General features: G+C 69.5%; 19 protein-coding genes. 15 read left to right on the top strand and 4 right to left on the bottom strand.

Annotation, left to right across the window (positions count from 1 at the left end):
* Positions 1-26: 26 nt before the first annotated feature.
* The gene (locus tag AC07PU_RS41890) at positions 27-1880 is read right to left on the bottom strand and encodes a M48 family metalloprotease (RefSeq protein WP_495323615.1); all 1854 of its coding nucleotides are present in this window, start codon (positions 1878-1880) and stop codon (positions 27-29) included.
* 70 nt (positions 1881-1950) lie between these two features.
* Between AC07PU_RS41890 and AC07PU_RS41885 the strand changes: the two genes are divergently transcribed.
* Complete coding sequence (locus AC07PU_RS41885) at positions 1951-2190, top strand: DUF1653 domain-containing protein (protein WP_296798746.1); 240 nt, start codon at positions 1951-1953, stop codon at positions 2188-2190.
* A 65-nt stretch (positions 2191-2255) separates the two neighbouring features.
* Here the strand turns inward: AC07PU_RS41885 and AC07PU_RS41880 are convergent, their stop codons facing one another.
* Both AC07PU_RS41880 and purN read right to left on the bottom strand, forming a co-directional pair.
* Complete coding sequence (locus AC07PU_RS41880; protein WP_093355727.1) at positions 2256-2570, bottom strand: I78 family peptidase inhibitor; 315 nt, start codon at positions 2568-2570, stop codon at positions 2256-2258.
* A gap of 37 nt (positions 2571-2607) precedes the next feature.
* Positions 2608-3204 (bottom strand): phosphoribosylglycinamide formyltransferase, encoded by a 597-nt coding sequence (purN, locus tag AC07PU_RS41875; protein ID WP_495323614.1) that lies wholly within the window; start codon positions 3202-3204, stop codon positions 2608-2610.
* Positions 3205-3390: 186 nt separating this feature from the next.
* On the opposite strand from purN, the gene AC07PU_RS41870 reads away from it, so the two are divergent.
* From AC07PU_RS41870 to AC07PU_RS41855, 4 genes are all read left to right on the top strand, one after another.
* Positions 3391-4572 (top strand): acyl-CoA dehydrogenase family protein, encoded by a 1182-nt coding sequence (locus tag AC07PU_RS41870; RefSeq protein WP_203204735.1) that lies wholly within the window; start codon positions 3391-3393, stop codon positions 4570-4572.
* 12 nt (positions 4573-4584) lie between these two features.
* A complete protein-coding gene (locus AC07PU_RS41865; RefSeq protein ID WP_208509155.1) occupies positions 4585-5700 on the top strand; it encodes an acyl-CoA dehydrogenase family protein in 1116 nt (371 codons plus the stop codon).
* A 98-nt stretch (positions 5701-5798) separates the two neighbouring features.
* Positions 5799-7178 (top strand): alpha/beta fold hydrolase, encoded by a 1380-nt coding sequence (locus AC07PU_RS41860; RefSeq protein WP_495323613.1) that lies wholly within the window; start codon positions 5799-5801, stop codon positions 7176-7178.
* A 17-nt stretch (positions 7179-7195) separates the two neighbouring features.
* Positions 7196-7981 (top strand): enoyl-CoA hydratase, encoded by a 786-nt coding sequence (locus AC07PU_RS41855; protein WP_495323612.1) that lies wholly within the window; start codon positions 7196-7198, stop codon positions 7979-7981.
* A 10-nt stretch (positions 7982-7991) separates the two neighbouring features.
* Here the strand turns inward: AC07PU_RS41855 and AC07PU_RS41850 are convergent, their stop codons facing one another.
* Positions 7992-8552 carry an HNH endonuclease gene (locus AC07PU_RS41850; protein WP_057595044.1) on the bottom strand — a complete coding sequence of 187 codons (561 nt, stop codon included), beginning with the start codon at positions 8550-8552 and terminating at the stop codon, positions 7992-7994.
* A 168-nt stretch (positions 8553-8720) separates the two neighbouring features.
* Here AC07PU_RS41850 and AC07PU_RS41845 point away from each other — a divergent pair, with 168 nt between their 5' ends.
* From AC07PU_RS41845 to AC07PU_RS41800, 10 genes are all read left to right on the top strand, one after another.
* Positions 8721-9758 (top strand): bifunctional riboflavin kinase/FAD synthetase, encoded by a 1038-nt coding sequence (locus AC07PU_RS41845; protein WP_203204731.1) that lies wholly within the window; start codon positions 8721-8723, stop codon positions 9756-9758.
* 122 nt (positions 9759-9880) lie between these two features.
* A complete protein-coding gene (gene ileS / locus AC07PU_RS41840) occupies positions 9881-12733 on the top strand; it encodes an isoleucine--tRNA ligase (protein ID WP_495323611.1) in 2853 nt (950 codons plus the stop codon).
* Positions 12733-13245: a signal peptidase II gene (gene lspA, locus AC07PU_RS41835; protein ID WP_495323610.1), complete on the top strand. Its 513-nt coding sequence runs from the start codon at positions 12733-12735 to the stop codon at positions 13243-13245. The genes ileS and lspA overlap by 1 nt, the downstream gene beginning before the upstream one ends.
* Positions 13246-13400: 155 nt before the next feature.
* The gene (locus tag AC07PU_RS41830) at positions 13401-14420 is read left to right on the top strand and encodes a LacI family DNA-binding transcriptional regulator (protein WP_208509159.1); all 1020 of its coding nucleotides are present in this window, start codon (positions 13401-13403) and stop codon (positions 14418-14420) included.
* A 52-nt stretch (positions 14421-14472) separates the two neighbouring features.
* Entirely contained in the window at positions 14473-15486 is a 1014-nt protein-coding gene (locus AC07PU_RS41825; RefSeq protein ID WP_495323609.1) for an ABC transporter substrate-binding protein, read from the top strand.
* A gap of 15 nt (positions 15487-15501) precedes the next feature.
* Positions 15502-16353, top strand: coding sequence for an ABC transporter permease (locus tag AC07PU_RS41820; protein ID WP_398500335.1), 852 nt, complete (start codon positions 15502-15504; stop codon positions 16351-16353).
* 7 nt (positions 16354-16360) lie between these two features.
* Complete coding sequence (locus tag AC07PU_RS41815) at positions 16361-17161, top strand: ABC transporter permease (RefSeq protein ID WP_495323608.1); 801 nt, start codon at positions 16361-16363, stop codon at positions 17159-17161.
* The gene (locus AC07PU_RS41810) at positions 17151-18224 is read left to right on the top strand and encodes an ABC transporter ATP-binding protein (RefSeq protein WP_495323607.1); all 1074 of its coding nucleotides are present in this window, start codon (positions 17151-17153) and stop codon (positions 18222-18224) included. The genes AC07PU_RS41815 and AC07PU_RS41810 overlap by 11 nt, the downstream gene beginning before the upstream one ends.
* Positions 18221-19084 (top strand): phosphodiesterase, encoded by an 864-nt coding sequence (locus AC07PU_RS41805; RefSeq protein ID WP_495323606.1) that lies wholly within the window; start codon positions 18221-18223, stop codon positions 19082-19084. The genes AC07PU_RS41810 and AC07PU_RS41805 overlap by 4 nt, the downstream gene beginning before the upstream one ends.
* A 93-nt stretch (positions 19085-19177) precedes the next feature.
* On the top strand, positions 19178-20839 hold the full coding sequence (locus tag AC07PU_RS41800) for a Na/Pi cotransporter family protein (RefSeq protein WP_093355764.1): 1662 nt from the start codon (positions 19178-19180) through the stop codon (positions 20837-20839).
* Positions 20840-20933 lie beyond the last annotated feature (94 nt).

Below are 20933 nucleotides of genomic sequence, written 5' to 3'. Positions count from 1 at the left end.
CCCGATTGTCTCAGCCGCCGCCCGCCTCAGGCTCCGCGCGTCCAGACCGCCCCGAAAGCCTGCCGCTCGATGTCCTCCAGCGTCGGCGAATGCCCGGCCCACAGCACCAGCGCCACGCCGGGCAGGCTCAGTGTCTGCTCGAGCTGTCGGCACAGCTGCCAGCGCTCCTCGTCGTCCAACCCCGGCAGCTCGACGAAGACGACGAAGGCGCGCCGCCACGGAAACTCGCGCAGGTTCTTGCGCACCAGCCAGGCGCGCGACACCGGCAGGTTGCGCACGAGGTCGGCCCGCAGTTCGTCGAGCTCGTGCTCGTTGAGGTCGTGCCGGCCGATCTGGCTGAAGCTCGGCGTCTCGGTCAGTTCCTCCCAGGCGCGCGCCTCGGCCTCCTCGGCCTCCTTCAGGCGGCCGCGCCAGTGCTTGAGGCCGGCCTCGTCGTGCGGACCGGCGTCGGGGTTCTCGAGCACCGCCACCGCATTGCGGGCCGCCCACCAGCGGCTCGCGGCACCCGCCTCGTGCAACCGTTCCAGCACCGCGAGCCGCGTCTCGCGCTCGGTCGACGGGATCATCTGCGCCAGGCCGCGCAAGGCGCCCGGGTGCTCGGGCGCGATCCGCAGCGCGCGCTCGTAGCGCTCGCGCACCGGCGCGGCGGTGTCGAGGCGGCGCTCGGCGTCGGCCCATTCGACCCACTCGTCGGGCGTGTTGCGCTCGCCGCGCGCGGCCAGCACGGCGATGCGCTCGCGGATACGCGAGCGGTGCGCGTGGTGCTGCTTCCAGTCGGCGGCATGGGCCTGGCGCCACTGGGCGTCGAAGTGCGCGATCCAGCGCGGGCCGTCGACCAGCATCTCGAGCGCCGGCCGCTTCGACCAGGCCGGCACCGTCGCCTTCTGGCGCAGCGCCTCGAGCCGGTCGCGCAGCACCGGATGGGTGTCTTCCAGGTCGCTGACGCGGCGCATCGCCTCGCGCAGCGCCTGGCGCGCGAACTCAGGTCCCGGCGGCGTCGCGGCGCACTCGCGCAGCCCCGCGAAGGGCCCCGGCGGCAGCGGCTCGCGCTCGGCCCGGGCCCAGTGCCAGGGCCAGAACTCGTTGGCGTACCAGTTGGCCTTGATCGAGATCTCGGTCAGCGCCGCGGCCGCCACCGAGGTGCCGAGCAGCCGGCCCGAGATGCGGTCGGCCTCGTACTCGTCCTGCCGCGCGAGCGCGAAGGTCTTGGCCGCGAAGCGCGGAAAGTACCAGCGGAAGAAGGCCTGCGAGACGATCGCCATCACGCCTTCGTTGCGCTGCAGGTTGGCGTCGAGCTTGAGCCACGACAGCCGCGTGCGGTAGATCCAGGCGCTGAGCTTGCCGTGGTTGCCGCGCAGGTGGCCGTACTCGTGCGCGAGCACCGACAGCAGCCGCCGCCGGTCGAGCATCATCAGCAGCGGCAGCCCGATGCTCAGCGAATTGACCGCGCCGCCGAAGAGCCCGAAACGCGGCACCTGGCGGATGCTGGCGTTGAAGTCGTCGTCGAGGTAGACGCGATGGACCGGCGGTCCCTTGATCTTGCCGCGGATGCGGTCGAGCGCCTCGAACAGTTGGGGCGCATCCTCGCGCGAGAGCTCCAGGCCGTCCGGCTCGTCGAAGCGTACCCACAGCGCGCGCACCGTGGCCCACAGCAGGCCCAGGCCGAACAGCAGCAGCCAGCCGCGCGAGACGCTGAAGCGCCCGTCGCCCAGCGACACGGCCACCCAGACGATCAGCCCCATCGCCAGCCCGAGGCAGGCCAGCACCCAGAGATAGCCCAGCGCCGCGAACGCCGCCACACCGCGGCGGTAGCGCGCGCTGTCCTCCGCACTGGCATGCTCGCTCAACCGGACGAGGTGGACAAAATCAGCGCGATCCATTCCGGTACTTCCGCCGGCCCCGGCATGCCTGCCGGCGGCCCCGACTCCTGACAAAGAAAGAAACGACCCCGTGACCGACGACGACCTGCCGCCCCTGATCCAGACCCCGCCGGGCCGCTACCGCCACTACAAGGGCGGGGAATACGAGGTGCTGGACACCGTGCGCCACAGCGAGACCCTGGAACCGATGACGCTCTACCGCGCGCTCTACGGCGCCCGCGGCCTGTGGGTGCGCCCGGCCGCGATGTTCGAAGAGACCGTGGACATCGACGGCCGGCTGCAGCCGCGCTTCGCGCGGATCGACGGCTGAACGGGCATCGGCGCTCATCCTGCGTCGCCGGTTCGCCGTCCGTTCGGGAAATCGGGCCGAACCGCTCAGCCGCAGCGGACGTCCGTCACCCGGTTGCGCGCATCGACGTCGAGATTCAGGCGCCCGCCATCGAGCTCGGTGGTCGCGGCGTCGCCGGGCTTGAGCACGCGCACCGTGCCGGCGCCCGCGCGCACCCTGGCGGCGGCTTCTAGTTGAGGCGTGAGCTGCTGACCCACGGCGAAACGGGCACCGTCGGCACCGCACTGGAACACCGGGGCGGGCGGCGGCGCCGGTGCGGCGGGCGGCGGCGGGGCCGGAGCGGCGCAGCCTGCCATCAGGGCGGCACCGGCGATCGTGGACAGTAGCGATTGCGTTTTCACTGCGACTCCCGAAAACCCGCGAATATAAACAAGTTCTTTAAGGATTGTGTCCTGATGTATCCATCAGCCACTGGGCAATGGCGCGTGGATACAACTGGTGCTCCTGGGCGAGCACCCGGCCCGCGAGCGTCGCCGCCGTGTCGTCGGGCAGCACCGGCACCACGGCCTGCGCCAGGATCGGGCCGTGGTCGAGCTCGGTCGTGACCTGGTGCACCGTGACGCCCGCCACCTTGCAGCCCGCGTCGATCGCGCGCTGGTGGGTGTGCAGGCCAGGGAAGGCCGGCAGCAGCGAGGGATGGATGTTCACCAGCCGCCCGGCATAGCGCTCGACGAAGCCGGGCGTCAGGATGCGCATGAAGCCCGCGAGCACCACCAGCGCCGGCGCATGCGCGTCGACCGCCACCGCGAGCGCCTGGTCGAAGGCTTCGCGGCTCTCGAAATCCTTGTGCGGCACCACCGCGGTCGCGATGCCCTGCGCCCGGGCCAGCGCCAGGCCGCCCGCCTCCGCCTTGTTGCTGACGACGGCGGCGACGCGGGCGCCGAAACGTTCGGCCCAGCGGTCGCGCGCCGCGGCGCGCACGATGGCCTCCATGTTGGAGCCGCCGCCGGAGATCAGGATCACGATGTTCTTCATGGGAGGCGGGATTATCCGTGCCCGTGAAAGCGCCCTTTTCCCGCCCGCCCCCTTGCCGCGCGAGGTCCGCGCACCCAGACTTGTCGCCGCGCGGACAGCGATTTGCAGCACGACCGTGCTAAAACTCGTGGCTCCGGAGACACGCCGCGTCTGCGGTGCACCGACGATCAACACAGCGAGGCACGCATGGATTTGAGCTTCACGCCCGAAGAACAGCAGTTCCGCGAAGAGATTCGCGCATGGGTCAAAGAAAACCTTCCCAAGGAAATCTCCACCAAGGTCCACAACGCGCTGGAACTCACGCGCGACGATATGCAGACCTGGGCCAAGATCCTCGGCAAGAAGGGCTGGCTGGGCTACGGCTGGCCCAAGGAATTCGGCGGTCCCGGCTGGACCGCCGTGCAGCGCCACCTGTTCGAGGAAGAAACCGCGCTGGCCGGCGCGCCGCGCATCGTGCCCTTCGGCCCGGTGATGGTGGCTCCGGTCATCATGGCCTTCGGCAACCCCGAGCAGCAGAAGCGCTTCCTGCCCGGCATCGCCAGCGGCGAGGTCTGGTGGAGCCAGGGCTACAGCGAACCGGGCTCGGGCTCCGACCTCGCCTCGCTCAAGACCAAGGCCGAACGCCAGGGCGACAAGTACATCGTCAACGGCCAGAAGACCTGGACCACGCTCGGCCAGTACGGCGACTGGATGTTCAACCTCGTGCGCACCAGCAGCGAGGGCAAGCCCCAGACCGGCATCAGCTTCCTGCTGCTCGACATGAAGTCGCCCGGCGTCACCGTGCGCCCGATCAAGCTGCTCGACGGCGGCCATGAAGTCAACGAGGTGTTCTTCGACAACGTCGAGGTGCCGGCCGAGAACCTGATCGGCGAGGAGAACAAGGGCTGGACCTACGCCAAGCACCTGCTCTCGCACGAGCGCACCAACATCGCCGACGTCAACCGCGCCAAGCGCGAGCTCGAGCGCCTCAAGCGCATCGCGAAGACCGAGGGCGTGTACGACGACGCGCGCTTCCGCGACGAGATCGCCAGGCTCGAGGTCGACATCGTCGCGCTCGAGATGATGGTGCTGCGCGTGCTGTCGGCCGCCACCTCGGGCAAGAACTCGCTCGACGTGGCCGGCCTGCTCAAGATCCGCGGCAGCGAGATCCAGCAGCGCTACAGCGAACTGATGATGCTCGCGGGCGGCCCCTATGCGCTGCCGCTGATCCGCGAAGCCATGGCCGCCGGCTGGCAGGGCAACTTCCCGGGCGGCAACCCGGCGCTCGCGCCGCTGTCGTCGACCTTCTTCAACATGCGCAAGACCACCATCTACGGCGGCTCGAACGAAGTGCAACGCAATATCGTCGCGCAGACGGTGCTGGGCTGAGGAGACAAAGACATGGATTTCAATTTCACCGACGACCAGGAACAACTGCGCGACGCCGTCCGCAAATGGGTCGACAAGGGCTATGACTTCGAGCGCCGCCGCGGCATCGAGGCCAAGGGCGGCTTCTCGCGCGAGGCCTGGGACGAACTGGCCGAGCTCGGCCTCGGTGGCCTCTACATTTCCGAGGACGACGGCGGCCTGGGCATGGGCCCGGTGGCCGGCATGGTCGTGATGGAAGAACTGGGCCGCGGCATCGTGCTCGAGCCCTTCGCGCAGACGCTGATCGCGGGTGCCGTGCTCGGCGGCTACGCGGGCGACGCGCTCAAGAAGGCCTGGCTGCCGCGCATCGCGGGTGGCGAGGCCATCGTGGTGCTGGCCTACCAGGAACGCAAGGCGCGCTATCGCCTCGACGTCTGCGAAGCCAAGGCCGTGAAGGCCGGCGAGGGCTGGAGCCTGACCGGCGCCAAGAGCCTGGTGGCCATCGGCGACCAGGCCGATGCCTACCTCGTGCCCGCCCAGGCCGACGGCAAGATCGCCCTGTTCCTGGTCGAGCGCAGCGCCAGCGGCGTGGAAGCGCGCGGCTACGGCACGCAGGACGGCAGCCGCGCCGCCGAGGTGGTGTTCGACAAGGCCGACGCCACGCTGGTCACGGCCGATGGCCTCGCGGCCCTCGAGTACGCGGTCGACGTCGGCATCGCCGCCACCTGCGCCGAAGCGGTGGGCGTGCTCGACAAGACGGTGGACGTGACGGTCGACTACATGAACCAGCGCAAGCAGTTCGGCGTGGTCATCTCGAGCTTCCAGGCGCTGCGCCACCGCGTCGCCGACATGAAGATGCAGCTCGAGCTCGCGCGCTCGATGAGCTACTACGCCACGCTCAAGCTCAACGCCCCCGCGGCCGAACGGCGCCAGGCGCTGGCGCGCGCCAAGTACCAGCTCGGCGTGTCGATGCGCTTCGTGGGCCAGAACTCGGTGCAGCTGCATGGCGGCATCGGCGTGACCGACGAATACATCGGCAGCCACTACTTCCGCAAGCTCACGCAGCTCGAGATGAGCTTCGGCGACAGCTTCCACCACCTGGGCGAGGTGTCGGCGCGCATGCAGGACACGGCCGGCGTCTTCGCCTGACGGTGCTTTTCTCTTAGCATCCAACGCCCGCCCGCCTTCGCGCCGGCGGGCGTTTTTCATTCGGAACGGCAGCCGCAACGCAACCACAACGACCGACCATGCAATCCCGCCGCACCCTCCTCCTCGGCGCGCCGCCGGTCCTCGCCGGGCTGCTCGCGTCCCCCGCCCTCCTGTTGACCGCCTGCGCCAATGCGCCGACCGCCATGCCCTCGCTCGCCGACCGCCCGCCCATCGTCTTCGTGCACGGCAACGGCGACTCGGCCGCGCTGTGGCAGACCACGCTCTGGCGCTTCGAGTCGAACGGCTGGCCGCGCGAGCGGCTGTTCGCCTTCGACCAGTCCCTGCCGCTGGCGCGCGACGACGACGGCGTGGCCCAGGCCGGCCGCAGTTCCACCGCGGAATCGGCCGCCTTCCTCAAGGAACGGGTCGAGCAGGTGCTGCGCGCCACCGGCGCGGCCAGGGTGGTGCTGATCGGCAACTCGCGCGGCGGCAACACCATCCGCAACTACGTGCAGAACGGCGGCGGCGCGGCCGTCACCAGCCACGTGGTGCTCGGCGGCAACCCGGCGCACGGCATCTGGGCCGTGCCGGGCCTGCGCGAGAACAACGAGTTCTCGGGGCTGTCGCCCTTCATGCGGCAGCTCAACGCGCCCAAGGGCCCGAACGGCGACGAGGTGACGCCCGGCGTGAAGTGGCTGACGCTGCGCTCCGACAACAACGACAAGTACGCCCAACCGGACGGCCTGTGGATCGGGTCGCCCGGCAAGCCGACGAACATCGGCTTCGACGGCCCGGCGCTCAAGGGTGCGACCAACATCGTGCTGCCGCGGGTCGACCACCGCGAGACCTCGTTCTCGCCCGCGGCCTTCGCGGCGACCTGGCAGTTCCTCACCGGCGAGGCGCCGCGCAACCCGGAGATCGCGCGCGAGGCCAACGTGGTGCTCGACGGCCGCGCGATCGGCGCGGAGAACCAGTCGCTGGCCGGCGCGCAGGTGCTGGTCTACGCGGTCGATCCGGCCACCGGCCGGCGGCTCTGCGAGCCCGTGCACCGCAAGACCATCGGCACCGATGGCCGCTGGGGCCCCTTCAGCGCGCGCCCCGATGCGGCCTACGAATTCGTGCTCGATACCCAGGCCAGTATCACCCACGTCTACCGCAGCCCGTTCCCGCGCGGCAGCAGCCTCGTGAACCTGCGGCTCGACCCGATCGTGCCGGCCGACGGCAGCGCCAACGCGGTCGCCGTCTTCACGCGGCCGCGCGGCTATTTCGACGCGCAGCGCGACACCATGCGCTTCGACGGCAAGAGCCCGCCGGCAGGGGTGCCGCCCAAGGGAGCCGGCGTGTCGAGCTCGCGCTTGCGCGAGACGGGTTCCGAGCCGCAGCGCGCGGTCACGGGCGAGTTCAATGGCGAGCGCCTCACGGGGCTCACCTGGCCCGCGGTCAAGGGCCATGTCACGGTGCTGGAACTGACCTACTGAAGAAAAGGCGGCATGCGATGAACGACAGCTCCCCCTTCGTGCTCGAGGCCCGCGACGCCCGCGGCGTGGTCACGCTCACGCTCAACCGCCCGGGCGCGTTCAATGCGCTGTCCGAGGGCATGCTGGGCGCTCTCGAGGACGCCATCGCCGGCATCGCGGCCGACGCCACGGTGCGTGCCGTCGTGATCGCGGGTGCCGGCAAGGCCTTCTGCGCCGGCCACGATCTGAAGGAAATGCGCGCCGCGCCCGCGCTCGACTACTACCAGCGCCTGTTCGCGCGCTGCGGCGAGATGATGCTGTCGCTGCAGCGGCTGCCGGTGCCCGTCATCGCGCGCGTGCACGGCATCGCGACGGCCGCGGGCTGCCAGCTGGTGGCGGTGTGCGACCTCGCCGTGGCCTCGAGCGAGGCGCGCTTCGCGGTCAGCGGCGTCAACGTCGGGCTGTTCTGCGCCACGCCGAGCGTGACGCTGTCGCGCAACCTGGGCCGCAAGGAGTCCTTCGAGATGCTCGTCACCGGCGAATTCATCGGCGCCGAGGAGGCGCGCGAGAAGGGCCTGGTCAACCGCGTGGCGCCGCCGGCCGAGCTCGATGCCGCGCTCGAGGCGCTGCTCGCCAGCATCGTCGCCAAGCCGCGCACCGCGCTGGCGCTCGGCAAGGCGCTGTTCTACCGGCAACTCGAGACCGGCATCGCGCCGGCACTCGAAGATGCCAGCCAGACGATGGCCTGCAACATGATGGATGCGAGTGCGCTCGAAGGCGTGCAGGCCTTCATCGAGAAGCGCCCGCCGGCCTGGAAAGCCTGAACCCGGCCAGCTAGCTGTCGTGCAGCCGCGAACTCTGCGGCAGGTGCGCCATCAGGAACTCCATCTGGTCCGCCAGGATGCGGCGGTTGCGCAGGATGAAGTCCTCCCAGAGGCTGGGCACGTAGGGCGCGTACAAGAGCGGCATGTTGGCCTGCTCGGGGGTGCGGCTGCTCTTGCGGTGGTTGCAGGGCTTGCAGGCCGTGACCACGTTCATCCAGGTGTCGATGCCGCGCTGCGCGAACGGAATGATGTGCTCGCGGGTCAGCTCGTCTTCGTGGAAGTGGCCGCCGCAGTAGGCGCAGACGTTGCGGTCGCGCGCGAACAGCTTGCTGTTGGTGAGGCCCGGACGCTGGGTGAAGGGGTTGATGCGCGGCACGCCCTTGGTGCCGATGATGCTGTTGACGGCAATCTGCGACTGCTCGCCCGTCATCGCGTTGTGGCCGCCGCGGAACAGGGCCACCTGGCCGCCAGCCTCCCAGCGGACTTCGTCCGCTGCATAGTGGATCACCGCCTGTTCGAGCGAAATCCACGACTGGGGCAGCCCTTGGGCCGACAGCTTCAAGACCTTCACCACACGCCTCCTCGACAGAACGAAAGAAACACGGAGAGACCCGGGACACGGAGCGCGTCGGCGACCTCGCGGATCGGCGCACTGCGTCACAATATACCGGCTTTGTGACAAAACGGCCTGATGAGCCCATTCGGCGGGCGACAGGCGCTATCAAAAAGATATTCACCCATGCAGGTTTTCCGCGGCTTCCGGCACCCGGGCGTGGCTCCGGCCTGCGCCTTGACCATCGGCAATTTCGACGGCGTCCATCGCGGCCACCAGGCCATGCTGGCGCTCCTGCAGACCGAGGCGCGGCAGCGCGGCCTGCCGAGCTGCGTGCTGACCTTCGAGCCCCATCCGCGCGACTATTTCGCCGCGCTCGCGAAGAAGCCCGAACTCGCGCCGGCACGCATCGGCACGCTGCGCGACAAGCTCGGCGAGCTGGCCGCCTGTGGCGTCGCGCAGACCGTGGTGCTGCCCTTCGATGCCCGGCTCGCCTCGCAGTCGCCCGAGGAATTCATCCAGAACGTGCTGGTCGACGGCCTGGGCGCGCGCTACGTGCTGGTGGGCGACGACTTCCGCTTCGGCGCCAGGCGCGCGGGCGACTACGCCATGCTCGACGCGGCCGGCGATGCGCGCGGTTTCGATGTCGCGCGCATGAACAGCTACGAGGTGCACGGCCTGCGCGTGTCGAGCTCGGCCGTGCGCGAAGCGCTGGCCGAAGGCCGCATGGCCGACGCCCAGACCCTGCTGGGCCGGCCCTACGCCATCTCGGGCCACGTGGTGCACGGGCGCAAGCTGGGCCGCGCGCTCGGTGCCTCGGCACCGGGGCAGGACGACGGCTTCCGCACCCTCAACCTGCGCTTCAAGCACTGGAAACCGGCGGCCAGCGGCATCTTCGTGGTGCTGGTGCACGGCCTGTCCGAGCGGCCGCTGCCCGGCGTCGCCAACCTCGGCGTGCGGCCCTCGCTCGACCCGAACGACGTCAATGCCGGCCGGGTCCTGCTCGAGACCCATTGCCTCGAGTGGCCCTCTCACCTGGGCGCCGAAGGGGCCTACGGTAAAATCGTGCGCGTGGAACTGCTGCACAAATTGCACGACGAATTGCGCTACACCAGCCTCGAAGCCCTCACCGCGGGCATCGCGAAGGATGGACGCGACGCGCGTGCCTTCTTTGCATCCACCCACGCAGAAACCCACCGCCAGACCACGCGCGATCGAATTTAGCCCTGCACGCTCCGTGCTGCCGCCCTTCGACAAGCTCAGGGCGAACGGCTTTTCTTCCGCACCGACGCCCTTTGTGCCGTTCGGGCTGAGCCTGTCGAAGCCCACTGTTTCGCACCCCCAACATGTCTGACGCTGCCGCCCCCACCGATTACCGTTCCACGCTGAACCTGCCCGACACCCCCTTCCCGATGCGCGGCGACCTGCCCAAGCGCGAACCGGGCTGGGTCAAGGAATGGAACGACGCCGAGCACGGCACCTACCACCGCCTGCGCCTGGCCCGCCGCGGCGCGCCCAAGTTCATCCTGCACGACGGCCCGCCCTACGCCAACGGCCAGATCCACATGGGCCACGCGGTGAACAAGATCCTCAAGGACATGATCACCAAGGCGCGCCAGCTCGAGGGCTACGACGCGCTCTACGTGCCGGGCTGGGACTGCCACGGCCTGCCGATCGAGAACGCCATCGAGAAGCAGTACGGCCGCAACCTGAGCCGCGACGAGATGCAGGCCAAGAGCCGCGCCTACGCCACCGAGCAGATCGCCCAGCAGATGGCCGACTTCCAGCGCCTGGGCGTGCTGGGCGAATGGGACCATCCCTACAAGACCATGGACTTCGCCAACGAGGCCGGCGAACTGCGCGCGTTCAAGCGCGTGATCGAGCGCGGCTTCGTCTACCGCGGCCTGAAGCCGGTCTACTGGTGCTTCGACTGCGGTTCCTCGCTGGCCGAGTTCGAGATCGAGTACGCCGACAAGAAGAGCCAGACCATCGACGTGGCCTTCAAGGCGCACGAGCGCGAGAAGGTGCTCGCCGCCTTCGGCCGGCCCGATGCGCTGGGCGACGTCTTCGCCGTCATCTGGACCACCACCGCCTGGACCATCCCGGCCAACCAGGCGATCAACCTCAACCCCGAGCTCGAGTACGCGCTGGTCGACACCGAGCGCGGCCTGCTGATCCTGGCCGCCTCGCTGGTCGAGATGTGCATGACGCGCTATGCGCTCGACGGCAAGGTGATCGCCACCGTCAAGGGCGAGGCGCTCGGCGGGCTCGAGTTCGAGCATCCGCTGTACGACGTCGACGCGGGCTACCGCCGCCTGTCGCCGATCTACCTGGCCGACTACGCCACCGCCACCGATGGCACCGGCCTGGTCCACTCCTCGCCCGCCTACGGCCTGGACGACTTCAACTCCTGCGTCGCCCATGGCGTGGCCTACGACGACATCCTGAACCCGGTGCAGGGCAACGGCAGCTACGCGCCCGATTTCCCGCTGTTCGGCGGCCAGAACATCTGGAAGGCCGTGCCGGTGATCATCGCCGCGCTGCGCGATGCCAACCGCCTGCTGACCACCGAGACCATCAGCCACAGCTACCCGCATTGCTGGCGCCACAAGACGCCGGTGATCTACCGCGCCGCGGCCCAGTGGTTCATCCGCATGGACGAGGGCGAGGGCGTGTTCACCAAGGACAAGGCGCCCAAGACGCTGCGCCAGACCGCGCTCGACGCGATCGAGCAGACCAGCTTCTATCCGGAGAACGGCAAGGCCCGCCTGCACGACATGATCGCCGGCCGGCCCGACTGGTGCATCAGCCGCCAGCGCAGCTGGGGCGTGCCGATCCCGTTCTTCCTGCACAAGGACTCGGGCGAGCTGCATCCGCGCACGATGGAGATCCTCGACCAGGCCGCCGACATCGTCGAGAAGGGCGGCATCGAGGCCTGGAGCCGCGTCACGGTCGAAGAGATCCTGGGCGCCGAGGACGCGCCGAGCTACACCAAGAGCACCGACATCCTCGAGGTGTGGTTCGACTCGGGCTCGACCTTCTATCACGTGCTGCGCGGCACGCACCCCACGGTGCACCACGAGACCGGCCCCGAGGCCGACCTCTACCTCGAAGGCCACGACCAGCATCGCGGCTGGTTCCACTCGTCGTTGCTGCTGGCCTGCGCGCTCGAAGACCGCGCGCCCTACAAGGGCCTGCTCACGCACGGCTTCACCGTCGATGCCAAGGGCATCAAGATGAGCAAGTCGCTCAAGAACGGCATCGATCCGCAGGAGATCAGCAACAAGCTGGGCTCGGAGATCATCCGCCTGTGGGTGGCCGCGAGCGACTATTCGGGCGACATCGCGGGCGACGACAAGATCCTCGCGCGCGTGGTCGACGCCTACCGCCGCATCCGCAACACGCTGCGCTTCCTGCTGGCCAACACCAGCGACTTCGACGTCGCGAAGGACGCGCTGCCCCTGTCGGAGCTGTTCGAGATCGACCGCTACGCGCTCGCGCGCGCCGCGCAGTTCCAGGACGAGATCCTCGCGCACTACAAGGTGTACGAGTTCCACCCGGTGGTCGCCAAGCTGCAGATCTACTGCTCGGAAGACCTCGGCGGCTTCTACCTCGACATCCTGAAAGACCGCCTCTACACCACCGCGCCCGGCTCGCGCGCGCGCCGCAGCGCGCAGACCGCGCTGTGGCACATCGCGCAGGCGATGCTGCGCTGGATGGCGCCGTTCCTGAGCTTCACGGCCGAGGAGGCCTGGAAGTTCGTCGGCACCGGCCAGGCCGGCGACTCGATCTTCACCCAGACCTACAGCCGCTTCGACGCGCCCGACGAGGCCTTGCTCGCCAAGTGGGGCCGCATCCGCGAGATCCGCGACGCGGTCAACAAGGAGATCGAAACGGTGCGCGCCGACGGCAAGGTCGGCTCCTCGCTGCAGGCCAACCTGCGCGTGACGGCGCCGGCCGAGGACTTCGCGCTGCTGGGTTCGCTCGGCGAGGACCTGAAGTTCGTCTTCATCGCCTCGGCGATCGAGCTGGCCGCGGGCGAGGCGCTGGCCACGGCGGTCGCGCCGAGCACGGCGCAGAAATGCGAGCGCTGCTGGCATTACCGCGAGGACGTGGGCCACGATCCGGCCCATCCGACGATCTGCGGTCGCTGCACCAGCAACCTGTTCGGCGCCGGCGAATCGAGGAGCTTCGCCTGATGGCCGCCACCCGCACCGTCTCGGCCTCGCGTTCGCGCGGCACCGGCATCTGGCCCTGGCTCGCGCTGGCGCTGATCATCGTGATCATCGACCAGTTCACCAAGACGCTGATCCTCGGCTACTACAAGCTCGGCGACGCCACCTACGTCACCAGCTTCTTCAACGTCGTGCGCGCGCACAACACGGGCGCGGCCTTCTCGTTCCTGGCCGACCATTCGGGCTGGCAGCGCTGGCTGTTCACCGGCATCGGCGTGGCGGCGGCCGTGTTCATCGTCTGGATGCTGAAGTCGCACGCGGGCCAGAAGCTGTTCTCGTTCTCCATGGCCTGCATCCTGGGCGGCGCCATCGGCAACGTGGTCGACCGGATGATGCACGGCTACGTGGTGGACTTCCTGAGCTTCCACGCGGGCGGCTGGTACTTCCCGGCCTTCAACGCGGCCGACAGCACGATCACGCTCGGCGCGATCTGCCTGATCCTCGACGAGATCCGAAGGGTGCGGCGCGGCAAGTAGCGGCCCACCGTCTTTTTTGCTCCCTCGAAGGGCGCGCCGGGATTCCCGGCGCGCCCTTCGCGCATTCGGGGCGCACGGGTTTTCATCGATCCCGCGCTGTCATGGCGGGGTCATACTGCCGCGGTCCAATGTAATCGATTACATAGCACCCACCGATGAGCATCCAAGCAGTCGCGGCCAAGGCCGGCGTTTCCGTCGCCACCGTCTCGCGCGTCTTCAATTTCCCCGACAAGGTCAGCGGCGCCACGCGCGACCTGGTCGAGCGCGCGGCGCGCGAGCTCAACTACCTGCCGAACGCCAGCGCCCGCACCCTGCGCACCCAGCGCAGCCGCGTGCTCGGCGTGGTGTTGCCCACGCTGCTGAACCCCACCTTCGCCGAATGCCTGCAGGGCATCGCGCAGGCGGCCGTGGCCGGCGGCTACGCGATCATCCCGGTCACCACCGGCTACAAGCTCGACGAGGAGGAGCGCGCGGTCCACATGCTCTTGGCCGGCAATGTCGACGGGCTGATCCTCGTGGTCTCCAACCCCTCGACCTCGAAGGCGCTCGAGCGGCTGCGCGCCCAGCGCGTGCCCTACGTGCTGGCCTACAACCGCCATCCCGCGCATCCCTGCGTCACGGTCGACAACGAGGCCGCCGTCGCCGATGCGGTGGCGCGGCTGGTGCTGCTGGGCCACCGGCGCATCGCGATGGTCAGCGGCACGCTGGCGGCCTCCGACCGCGCCCAGCAGCGCTACCGCGGCTACCAGAAAGGCATGGCCGATGCGGGCCTCAAGCCGCAGCCGCTGGTCGAGGTGCCCTTCGTCGAGAGCGCGGTCGACCGGCTCGCGCGGCTGCTGCAACTGCGCCACCGGCCCAGCGCGCTGGTCTGCTCGAACGACCTGCTGGCCATCCGCAGCATCCGCGCCGCGCACCGCAGCGGCCTGGCCGTGCCCGCCGACCTCAGCGTGATCGGCTTCGACGGCATCGCGCTCGGCGAGGACCTCACGCCCGCGCTCAGCACCATCGCGCAGCCCAACAGCGACATCGGCCGCCACGGCGTCGAGCTGCTGATCCAGGCCATGGCCGGCGGCGGCGCACTCGACGCCGATGCCAGCCTGCTGCTGCCCCACGTGTTCCGCGACGGCGAATCGTGCGCCGCCGCGCCCGACGGCGACCCGGGCGACATCGCCTGACGCCCCTTTTCTCCCGACCGCTTCAACCCACCCCGCCACAGGAGCTTCTCCCATGTCCTCTTCCTTGCGCCACATCGCGCGCCTCGGCCTGCTCGCCGCCGCGCTCGTCGGCGGCAGCGCCGCCTTCGCGCAGACCGCCATCTGTTACAACTGCCCGACCGAATGGGCCGACTGGGGCACCCAGCTGAAGGCCATCAAGGCCAGGACCGGCATCACCGTGCCGCCCGACAACAAGAACTCGGGCCAGTCGCTCGCGCAGATGGCGGCCGAGAAGGCCAGCCCGGTGGCCGACGTCACCTACCTCGGCGTGACCTTCGCGGTGCAGGCCGCCAAGGACGGCCTGGTCGAGCCCTACAAGCCGGCCGCCTGGAAGGACATCCCCGACGGCCTCAAGGACCCCGCGGGCAACTGGTTCACCATCCACTCGGGCACGCTGGGCTTCATGGTCAACGTCGACGCGCTCAAGGGCAAGCCGGTCCCCAAGTCGTGGGCCGACCTGCTCAAGCCCGAGTACAAGGGCCTGATCGGCTACCTCGACCCGGCCTCGGCCTTCGTCGGCTATGTCGGCGCGGTCGCGGTGAACGAGGCGCGCGGCGGCACGCTCGACAACTTCAAGCCGGCCATCGATTACTTCAAGGCGCTGCAGAAGAACGAGCCGATCGTGCCCAAGCAGACCTCGTACGCGCGCGTGCTCTCGGGCGAGATCGCGATCCTGCTCGACTACGACTTCAACGCCTACCGCGCCAAGTACAAGGACAAGGCCAACGTCGCCTTCGTGATCCCGAGCGAAGGCACGCTGGCCGTGCCCTACGTGATGAGCCTGGTGGCCAAGGCGCCGCACGCGGCCGACGCGAAGAAGGTGCTGGACTTCACGCTGTCCGACGAGGGCCAGGCGATCTGGGCCAAGGCCTACCTGCGCCCGGTGCGCGCCGGCGCGATGCCCAAGGAGATCGAGGCCCAGTTCCTGCCCGCGAGCGACTACGCGCGCGCCAAGAGCGTGGACTACGGCCGCATGGCCGCGGCGCAGCGCGCCTTCTCCGACGAGTACCAGAAGGAAGTGCGCTGAGCCGCACCGCATGAGATGACGCAGGCCACCGCCACCATGCCTTCGGACGGCGCCTCCGGCGCCTGGACCCCGCGCTGGCGGCTGCTGGCCTGCGCCCTGCCCGCGGCCGCCTTCTTCGCGGCCTTCTGGCTGCTGCCGGTGGTGCGGCTGCTCGCGCTGCCCGCCGACAAGGGCTGGGCCACCTACTTCGCCGTGCTGACCGACGCGCGCTACCTGCAGAGCATGGCCAACACCGTGCTGCTGTCGGCGGCGGTCACGCTGGCCACGCTGGTGCTCGGCGCGGCGGTGGGCATCTACCTCGCGCGCCATGCCTTCTGGGGCCGGCGTGTGCTGCTGTCGCTGCTCACCTTGCCGCTGTCCTTTCCGGGCGTGATCATCGGCTTCTTCGTGATCCTGCTCGGCGGCCGCCAGGGCGTGGTGGCGAGCCTGAGCGACGCCCTGATCGGCGAGCGCATCACCTTCGCCTACGGCCTGCTCGGGCTGTTCCTGGCCTACCTGTATTTCTCGCTGCCGCGCGCCATCGCCACCTACGCGGCCGCGGCCGAGGCCATGAACCTGCAGCTCGAGGAAGCCGCTCGCTCGCTCGGCGCCTCGCGGCTGCGCGTGGCGCGCGACGTGTGGATGCCCGAGCTCGCGCCCACCACCCTGGCCTGCGGCGCGATCCTGTTCGCGACCTCGATGGGCGCCTTCGGCACCGCCTTCACGCTCGCGAGCAAGTTCGAGGTGATCCCGATCACCATCTACAACGAGTTCACCAACTACGCGAACTTCGCGCTCGCGGCCTCGCTGTCGATCGCGCTCGGCCTCGTGACCTGGCTGGTGCTGTTCGCCGCGCGCCGCTTCGGCGCGAACCCCGTCGCGCGCTGAGGCCCTCATGCGAACCAACACCCGGCCCCAGGCCCCCTTCCTGCTCGCGATCACGCTGGTCGTGAGCCTGTTCATGATCGCGCCGATGCTGCTGTCGGTGATGGCCGGCCTGGTCAACAACTACAGCACCGGCCTGAAGAGCGGCCTCACCCTGCGCTGGCTCGGCGAGGTGTGGGAGAACTACGGCGGCACCGTCGGCTGGTCGCTCGCGCTGGCCGCGGCCTGCGTCGCCTGCACCGTGCTGCTCGGCGTGCCCTGCGCCTATGCGCTGGCGCGCAGCCGCTCGCGCGCGGCCCACGTCTTCGAGGAACTGCTGACCCTGCCGGTCGCGGTGCCGGGGCTGGCGACCGCGCTCGCGCTGATCCTCGCCTACGGCCAGCTCACGGCCTTCCGCCAGAGCTTCGCCTTCATCCTGGTCGGCCACGTCGTGTTCACGCTGCCCTTCATGGTGCGCACCGTGAGCTCGGCCTTCCAGCGCCACGAGCTGCTCGCGCTCGAGGAGGCCGCGCGCACGCTGGGCGCGGGCTTCCGCCAGCGCTTCATGGGCATCCTGGTGCCGGCCGTGTTCCCCGCCATCGTGGCCGGCAGCCTGATGGTGTTCACGCTCTCGGTGGGCGAGTTCAACCTCACCTGGATGCTGCACACCCCGCTCACGCGCACCCTGCCCGTGGGCCTGGCCGACAGCTATGCCTCGATGCGCATCGAGATCGGCTCGGCCTACACGCTGGTCTTCTTCGCCGTCATCCTCCCCGTGCTGTGGGGCCTGCAATACCTCGCTCACCTGATCCAGAAACGCCATGGAACTTGAACGCGTCCCCATCGACATCGCCCACTGCGCCAAGACCTATGCCGACGGCACGCGCGGCCTGCAGCCCACCGACCTCCAGGTGGAGGCCGGCGAGGTGCTGGCGCTGCTCGGCCCCTCGGGCTGCGGCAAGACCACGCTGCTGCGGTTGATCGCGGGCCTGGAAACGCCCGATGCCGGCAGCCGCATCGCCTTCGGCGGCCAGGACGTGACGCAGCGCCCGGTCGAGCAGCGCGGCGTGGGCATGGTGTTCCAGAGCTACGCGCTGTTCCCGCAGATGACGGTGGCGGCCAACATCGGCTATGGCCTGCGCATCCGCGGCGTGGCGCCGGCCGAGGAGAAGCGCGCCGTCGGCGAGCTGGTCGACCTGGTGCGCCTGGGCGGCCTCGAGAACAAGCGCCCGGCCGAGCTCTCGGGCGGCCAGCGCCAGCGCGTGGCGCTCGCGCGCGCCGTGGCGGTGCGCCCGCGCGTGCTGCTGCTCGACGAGCCGCTGGCCGCGCTCGACGCCAAACTCAAGGAGTCGCTGCGCGACGAACTCGCCGAGCTGCTGCGGCGGCTGCACATCACCGCCGTGCACGTCACGCACGACCAGCAGGAGGCGCTGGCCATCGCCGACCGGCTCGCCGTGATGCAGGCCGGCCGCATCGTGCAGGTGGGCCGCGGCGAGGACCTCTACCGCGCGCCCTCCCACCCCTTCGTGGCCGAATTCCTCGGCCGCGTGAACCGGCTGCAGCGCACGCCCGAGGCGCTGCGCGACGATGTCGTGCGGCTCGGCGGCAGCGCCCTGCCCTGCCCCGGCGCCTGGCGCGACCGCGCGCTGCTGCTGGTGCGCCCCGAGGACATCGAGGTCGGCCCCGCGCAGCCCGCGCGCCCCGGTTGGGGCACGGCCACGGTCGAGCGCCGCACCTTCCTCGGCGACCGCGTGCAGCTGCAGCTGCGCGTGCCCGACCAGCCGCAGATGCTCCTGGCCGACACCGCGCGCGACACGCCCTACGGCATCGGCGATGCCGTCGCCCTTCGCATCCACCCCGACCGATTGATGAGCCCGCAGGACACCCGCGCATGACCGCCACGACCCACGACACCTTCCTGGTCCAGCTCACCGACCTGCACATCCGCGAGCCGGGCCGGCTGGCCTATGGCCGCATCGATACCGCGCCCTACCTCGAGCGCGCGGTGCAGTCGGTGCTCGCGCTGCGGCAGGCGCCCGACGCGGTGGTGATCACCGGCGACCTCACCGACTTCGGCCGCGCCGCCGAGTACGAACACCTCGCGCGCCTGCTGGCACCGCTCGAGACACGGGGCATCCCCATCCACCTGATGCCCGGCAACCACGACGACCGCGACCAGCTGCGCCGCAGCTTCCCCGGCCACGCCTACCTCGGCAGCGGCGACGACACCGACGGCTTCGTGCAGTACACGCTGCGCGTCGGCGCGCTGCGGCTGATCGCGCTCGACACCGTGGTGCCCGGCGCCAGCCATGGCGCGCTGTGCGAGAAGCGGCTGGCCTGGCTCGAGGCCCGGCTCGGCGAGAGCCGGCGCGAGCCGGTGGTGGTCGCGATGCACCATCCGCCGTTCCAGACCCTGATCGGCCACATGGACGAGATCGGCCTGCTCGAGGGCGCGGCGGAACTCGAGGCCCTGATCGCGCGTCATCCCAATGTGGAACGCGTGATCTGCGGCCACCTGCACCGCGCCATCGACGTGCGCTTCGGCGGCACCCTGGCCTCGACCGCGCCCGCGCCCGCGCACCAGGTCTGCCTCGACCTCGCGCCCGACGCGGCCTCGGCCTGGACGCTCGAGCCCCCGGGCTTCCGCGTGCATGCCTGGTCGGCCGCGGCCGGCCGGCTGGTCACGCACCTCGCGGCTTCCGGGCATTTCGAGGGGCCGTACCCGTTCCACGACAACGGCGCGTTGATCGACTAGGGCCTCGGCTGGCCTGCACCGGCCACATGTGGAGAATGGGGGGTCGACGCAAAACCGAATCAGAACGAAAAGAAAGGATCAAGCCCGACACCCATGAAGCATCTTCTGAACCTGCTGGCGGCCGTCGCCCTGCTGGTGTGGGGCACGCACCTCGTGCGCACCGGCGTTCTTCGCGTGTTCGGCGCCAACCTGCGCAAGATCCTCGTGCAGAGCATGCGCAACCGATTCACGGCCGCCCTCTCGGGCATCGGCGTCACGGCCCTCGTGCAATCGAGCACCGCCACCTCGCTGATGACCTCCTCCTTCGTCGGCCAGGGCCTGGTCACGCTGCCCGCGGCGCTGGCCGTGATGCGCGGCGCCGATGTCGGCACGGCGCTGATCTCGGTGCTGTTCTCGGCCGACCTGTCCTGGCTCTCGCCGATGTTCATCTTCGTGGGCGTGGTGCTGTTCATCACCCGCTCGGCCACGGTCGCCGGGCGCGTCGGCCGCGTCTTCATCGGCCTGGGCCTGATGCTCCTGGCCCTCCAGCTGGTGGTCGAAGCCACCGAGCCGCTGTTCTCCTCGGCCGCCGTGCGCGCGCTGCTGGCCTCGATCAGCAGCGACGTGCTGCTCGAGATCACCATCGGCGCCGTGCTGGCCATCGTGGCCTATTCGAGCCTCGCGGTGGTGCTGCTGGTGGCGACCATGGCCAATTCGAACGTGGTGCCGCTGGACGTCGCGCTCGGCCTGGTGCTCGGCGCCAACCTCGGCAGCGGCCTGCTCGCGGTGCTGACCACCGCCAAGTCGGCGATTCCCGTGCGGCAGGTGACCATCGGCAACCTGCTGTTCAAGGCCCTGGGCGTGGCGATCGTCGCGCCCTTCGTCGGGCTCTGGATCCGCCACGTGCAGCCGCAATTGCCCACGCCCACGCACGGCGTGGTGCTGTTCCACCTGGCCTTCAACATCGTCATCAGCGTCGGCTTCATCGGCCTCACGCAGATGGTCGCGAACCTGGTGACGCGCATGCTGCCCGAGCCCGCGCCCTCGACCGCCTCGCTGCGGCCGCACCACCTCGACCCCTCGGCGCTGTCGACACCCACGCTCGCGATCTCCAATGCCGCGCGCGAGGCGCTGCACCAGGCCGACATCGTGGAGACGATGCTGATCGGCGTGCTCGACGTGATCCGCCGCAACGACCTCAAGCTCGCGCAGGAGCTGCGCCAGCTCGACGACACGGTGGACGAGCTCTATTCGGCGATCAAGTACTACATGACGCGCATCTCGCGCGAGGCCCTCGGCGAGGAGGAGAGCCGGCGCTGGACCGACATCATCAGCTTCACGATCAACATGGAGCAGATCGGGGACATCATCGAGCGGGTGATCCAGGACGTGGAGGACAAGAAGATCAAGCCGCAGCGCAATTTCTCGGAAGCCGGCATGGCGGAGATCGTCGAGCTGCATGGGCGGCTGGTGGCGAATCTGCGGCTGTCGATGAGTGTGTTCCTGAACGGGAATGTTCGGGATGCGCAGAAGCTGCTGGAAGAGAAGGCTCGGTTTCGGGATCTGGAGCGGGCTTATGCGACGACGCACCTGGATCGGTTGTCGGATCGGACGACGTTGAGCATCGAGACGAGTTCATTGCATATCGATCTGATCAGTGATCTGAAGCGGATCAATTCTCATATCTGTTCTATTGCTTATCCGATCTTGGAGTCGGCTGGAGCTTTGGCGCCTTCTCGGTTGAAAGAGTCTCGGTTGGGGAAGATCGAGGGGTAGTGTTCTTTTTTTTAGGCCGTTGGCCGGGTCTCGCCCCGGCGGGCGAGTCACTTTCTCTTGTCTCGCCAAGAGAAAGTAACCAAAGAGAAGGCGA

The sequence above is a fragment of the Variovorax sp. GW821-FHT10D07 genome (genome assembly GCF_059415325.1).
The sequence above is the reverse complement of the archived record's forward strand: the minus strand, read 5'-3'. Positions and strand labels throughout refer to the sequence as shown.

What these genes read in the sequence shown, in the direction of transcription:
- AC07PU_RS41890 (WP_495323615.1), bottom strand. Translation starts at nt 1,880, where the DNA reads ATGGATCGCGCTGATTTTGTCCACCTCGTCCGGTTGAGCGAGCATGCC.
- purN (WP_495323614.1), bottom strand. Translation starts at nt 3,204, where the DNA reads ATGAAGAACATCGTGATCCTGATCTCCGGCGGCGGCTCCAACATGGAG.
- AC07PU_RS41870 (WP_203204735.1), top strand. Translation starts at nt 3,391, where the DNA reads ATGGATTTGAGCTTCACGCCCGAAGAACAGCAGTTCCGCGAAGAGATT.
- AC07PU_RS41865 (WP_208509155.1), top strand. Translation starts at nt 4,585, where the DNA reads ATGGATTTCAATTTCACCGACGACCAGGAACAACTGCGCGACGCCGTC.
- AC07PU_RS41860 (WP_495323613.1), top strand. Translation starts at nt 5,799, where the DNA reads ATGCAATCCCGCCGCACCCTCCTCCTCGGCGCGCCGCCGGTCCTCGCC.
- AC07PU_RS41855 (WP_495323612.1), top strand. Translation starts at nt 7,196, where the DNA reads ATGAACGACAGCTCCCCCTTCGTGCTCGAGGCCCGCGACGCCCGCGGC.
- AC07PU_RS41845 (WP_203204731.1), top strand. Translation starts at nt 8,721, where the DNA reads ATGCAGGTTTTCCGCGGCTTCCGGCACCCGGGCGTGGCTCCGGCCTGC.
- ileS (WP_495323611.1), top strand. Translation starts at nt 9,881, where the DNA reads ATGTCTGACGCTGCCGCCCCCACCGATTACCGTTCCACGCTGAACCTG.
- lspA (WP_495323610.1), top strand. Translation starts at nt 12,733, where the DNA reads ATGGCCGCCACCCGCACCGTCTCGGCCTCGCGTTCGCGCGGCACCGGC.
- AC07PU_RS41830 (WP_208509159.1), top strand. Translation starts at nt 13,401, where the DNA reads ATGAGCATCCAAGCAGTCGCGGCCAAGGCCGGCGTTTCCGTCGCCACC.
- AC07PU_RS41825 (WP_495323609.1), top strand. Translation starts at nt 14,473, where the DNA reads ATGTCCTCTTCCTTGCGCCACATCGCGCGCCTCGGCCTGCTCGCCGCC.
- AC07PU_RS41820 (WP_398500335.1), top strand. Translation starts at nt 15,502, where the DNA reads ATGACGCAGGCCACCGCCACCATGCCTTCGGACGGCGCCTCCGGCGCC.
- AC07PU_RS41815 (WP_495323608.1), top strand. Translation starts at nt 16,361, where the DNA reads ATGCGAACCAACACCCGGCCCCAGGCCCCCTTCCTGCTCGCGATCACG.
- AC07PU_RS41810 (WP_495323607.1), top strand. Translation starts at nt 17,151, where the DNA reads ATGGAACTTGAACGCGTCCCCATCGACATCGCCCACTGCGCCAAGACC.
- AC07PU_RS41805 (WP_495323606.1), top strand. Translation starts at nt 18,221, where the DNA reads ATGACCGCCACGACCCACGACACCTTCCTGGTCCAGCTCACCGACCTG.
- AC07PU_RS41800 (WP_093355764.1), top strand. Translation starts at nt 19,178, where the DNA reads ATGAAGCATCTTCTGAACCTGCTGGCGGCCGTCGCCCTGCTGGTGTGG.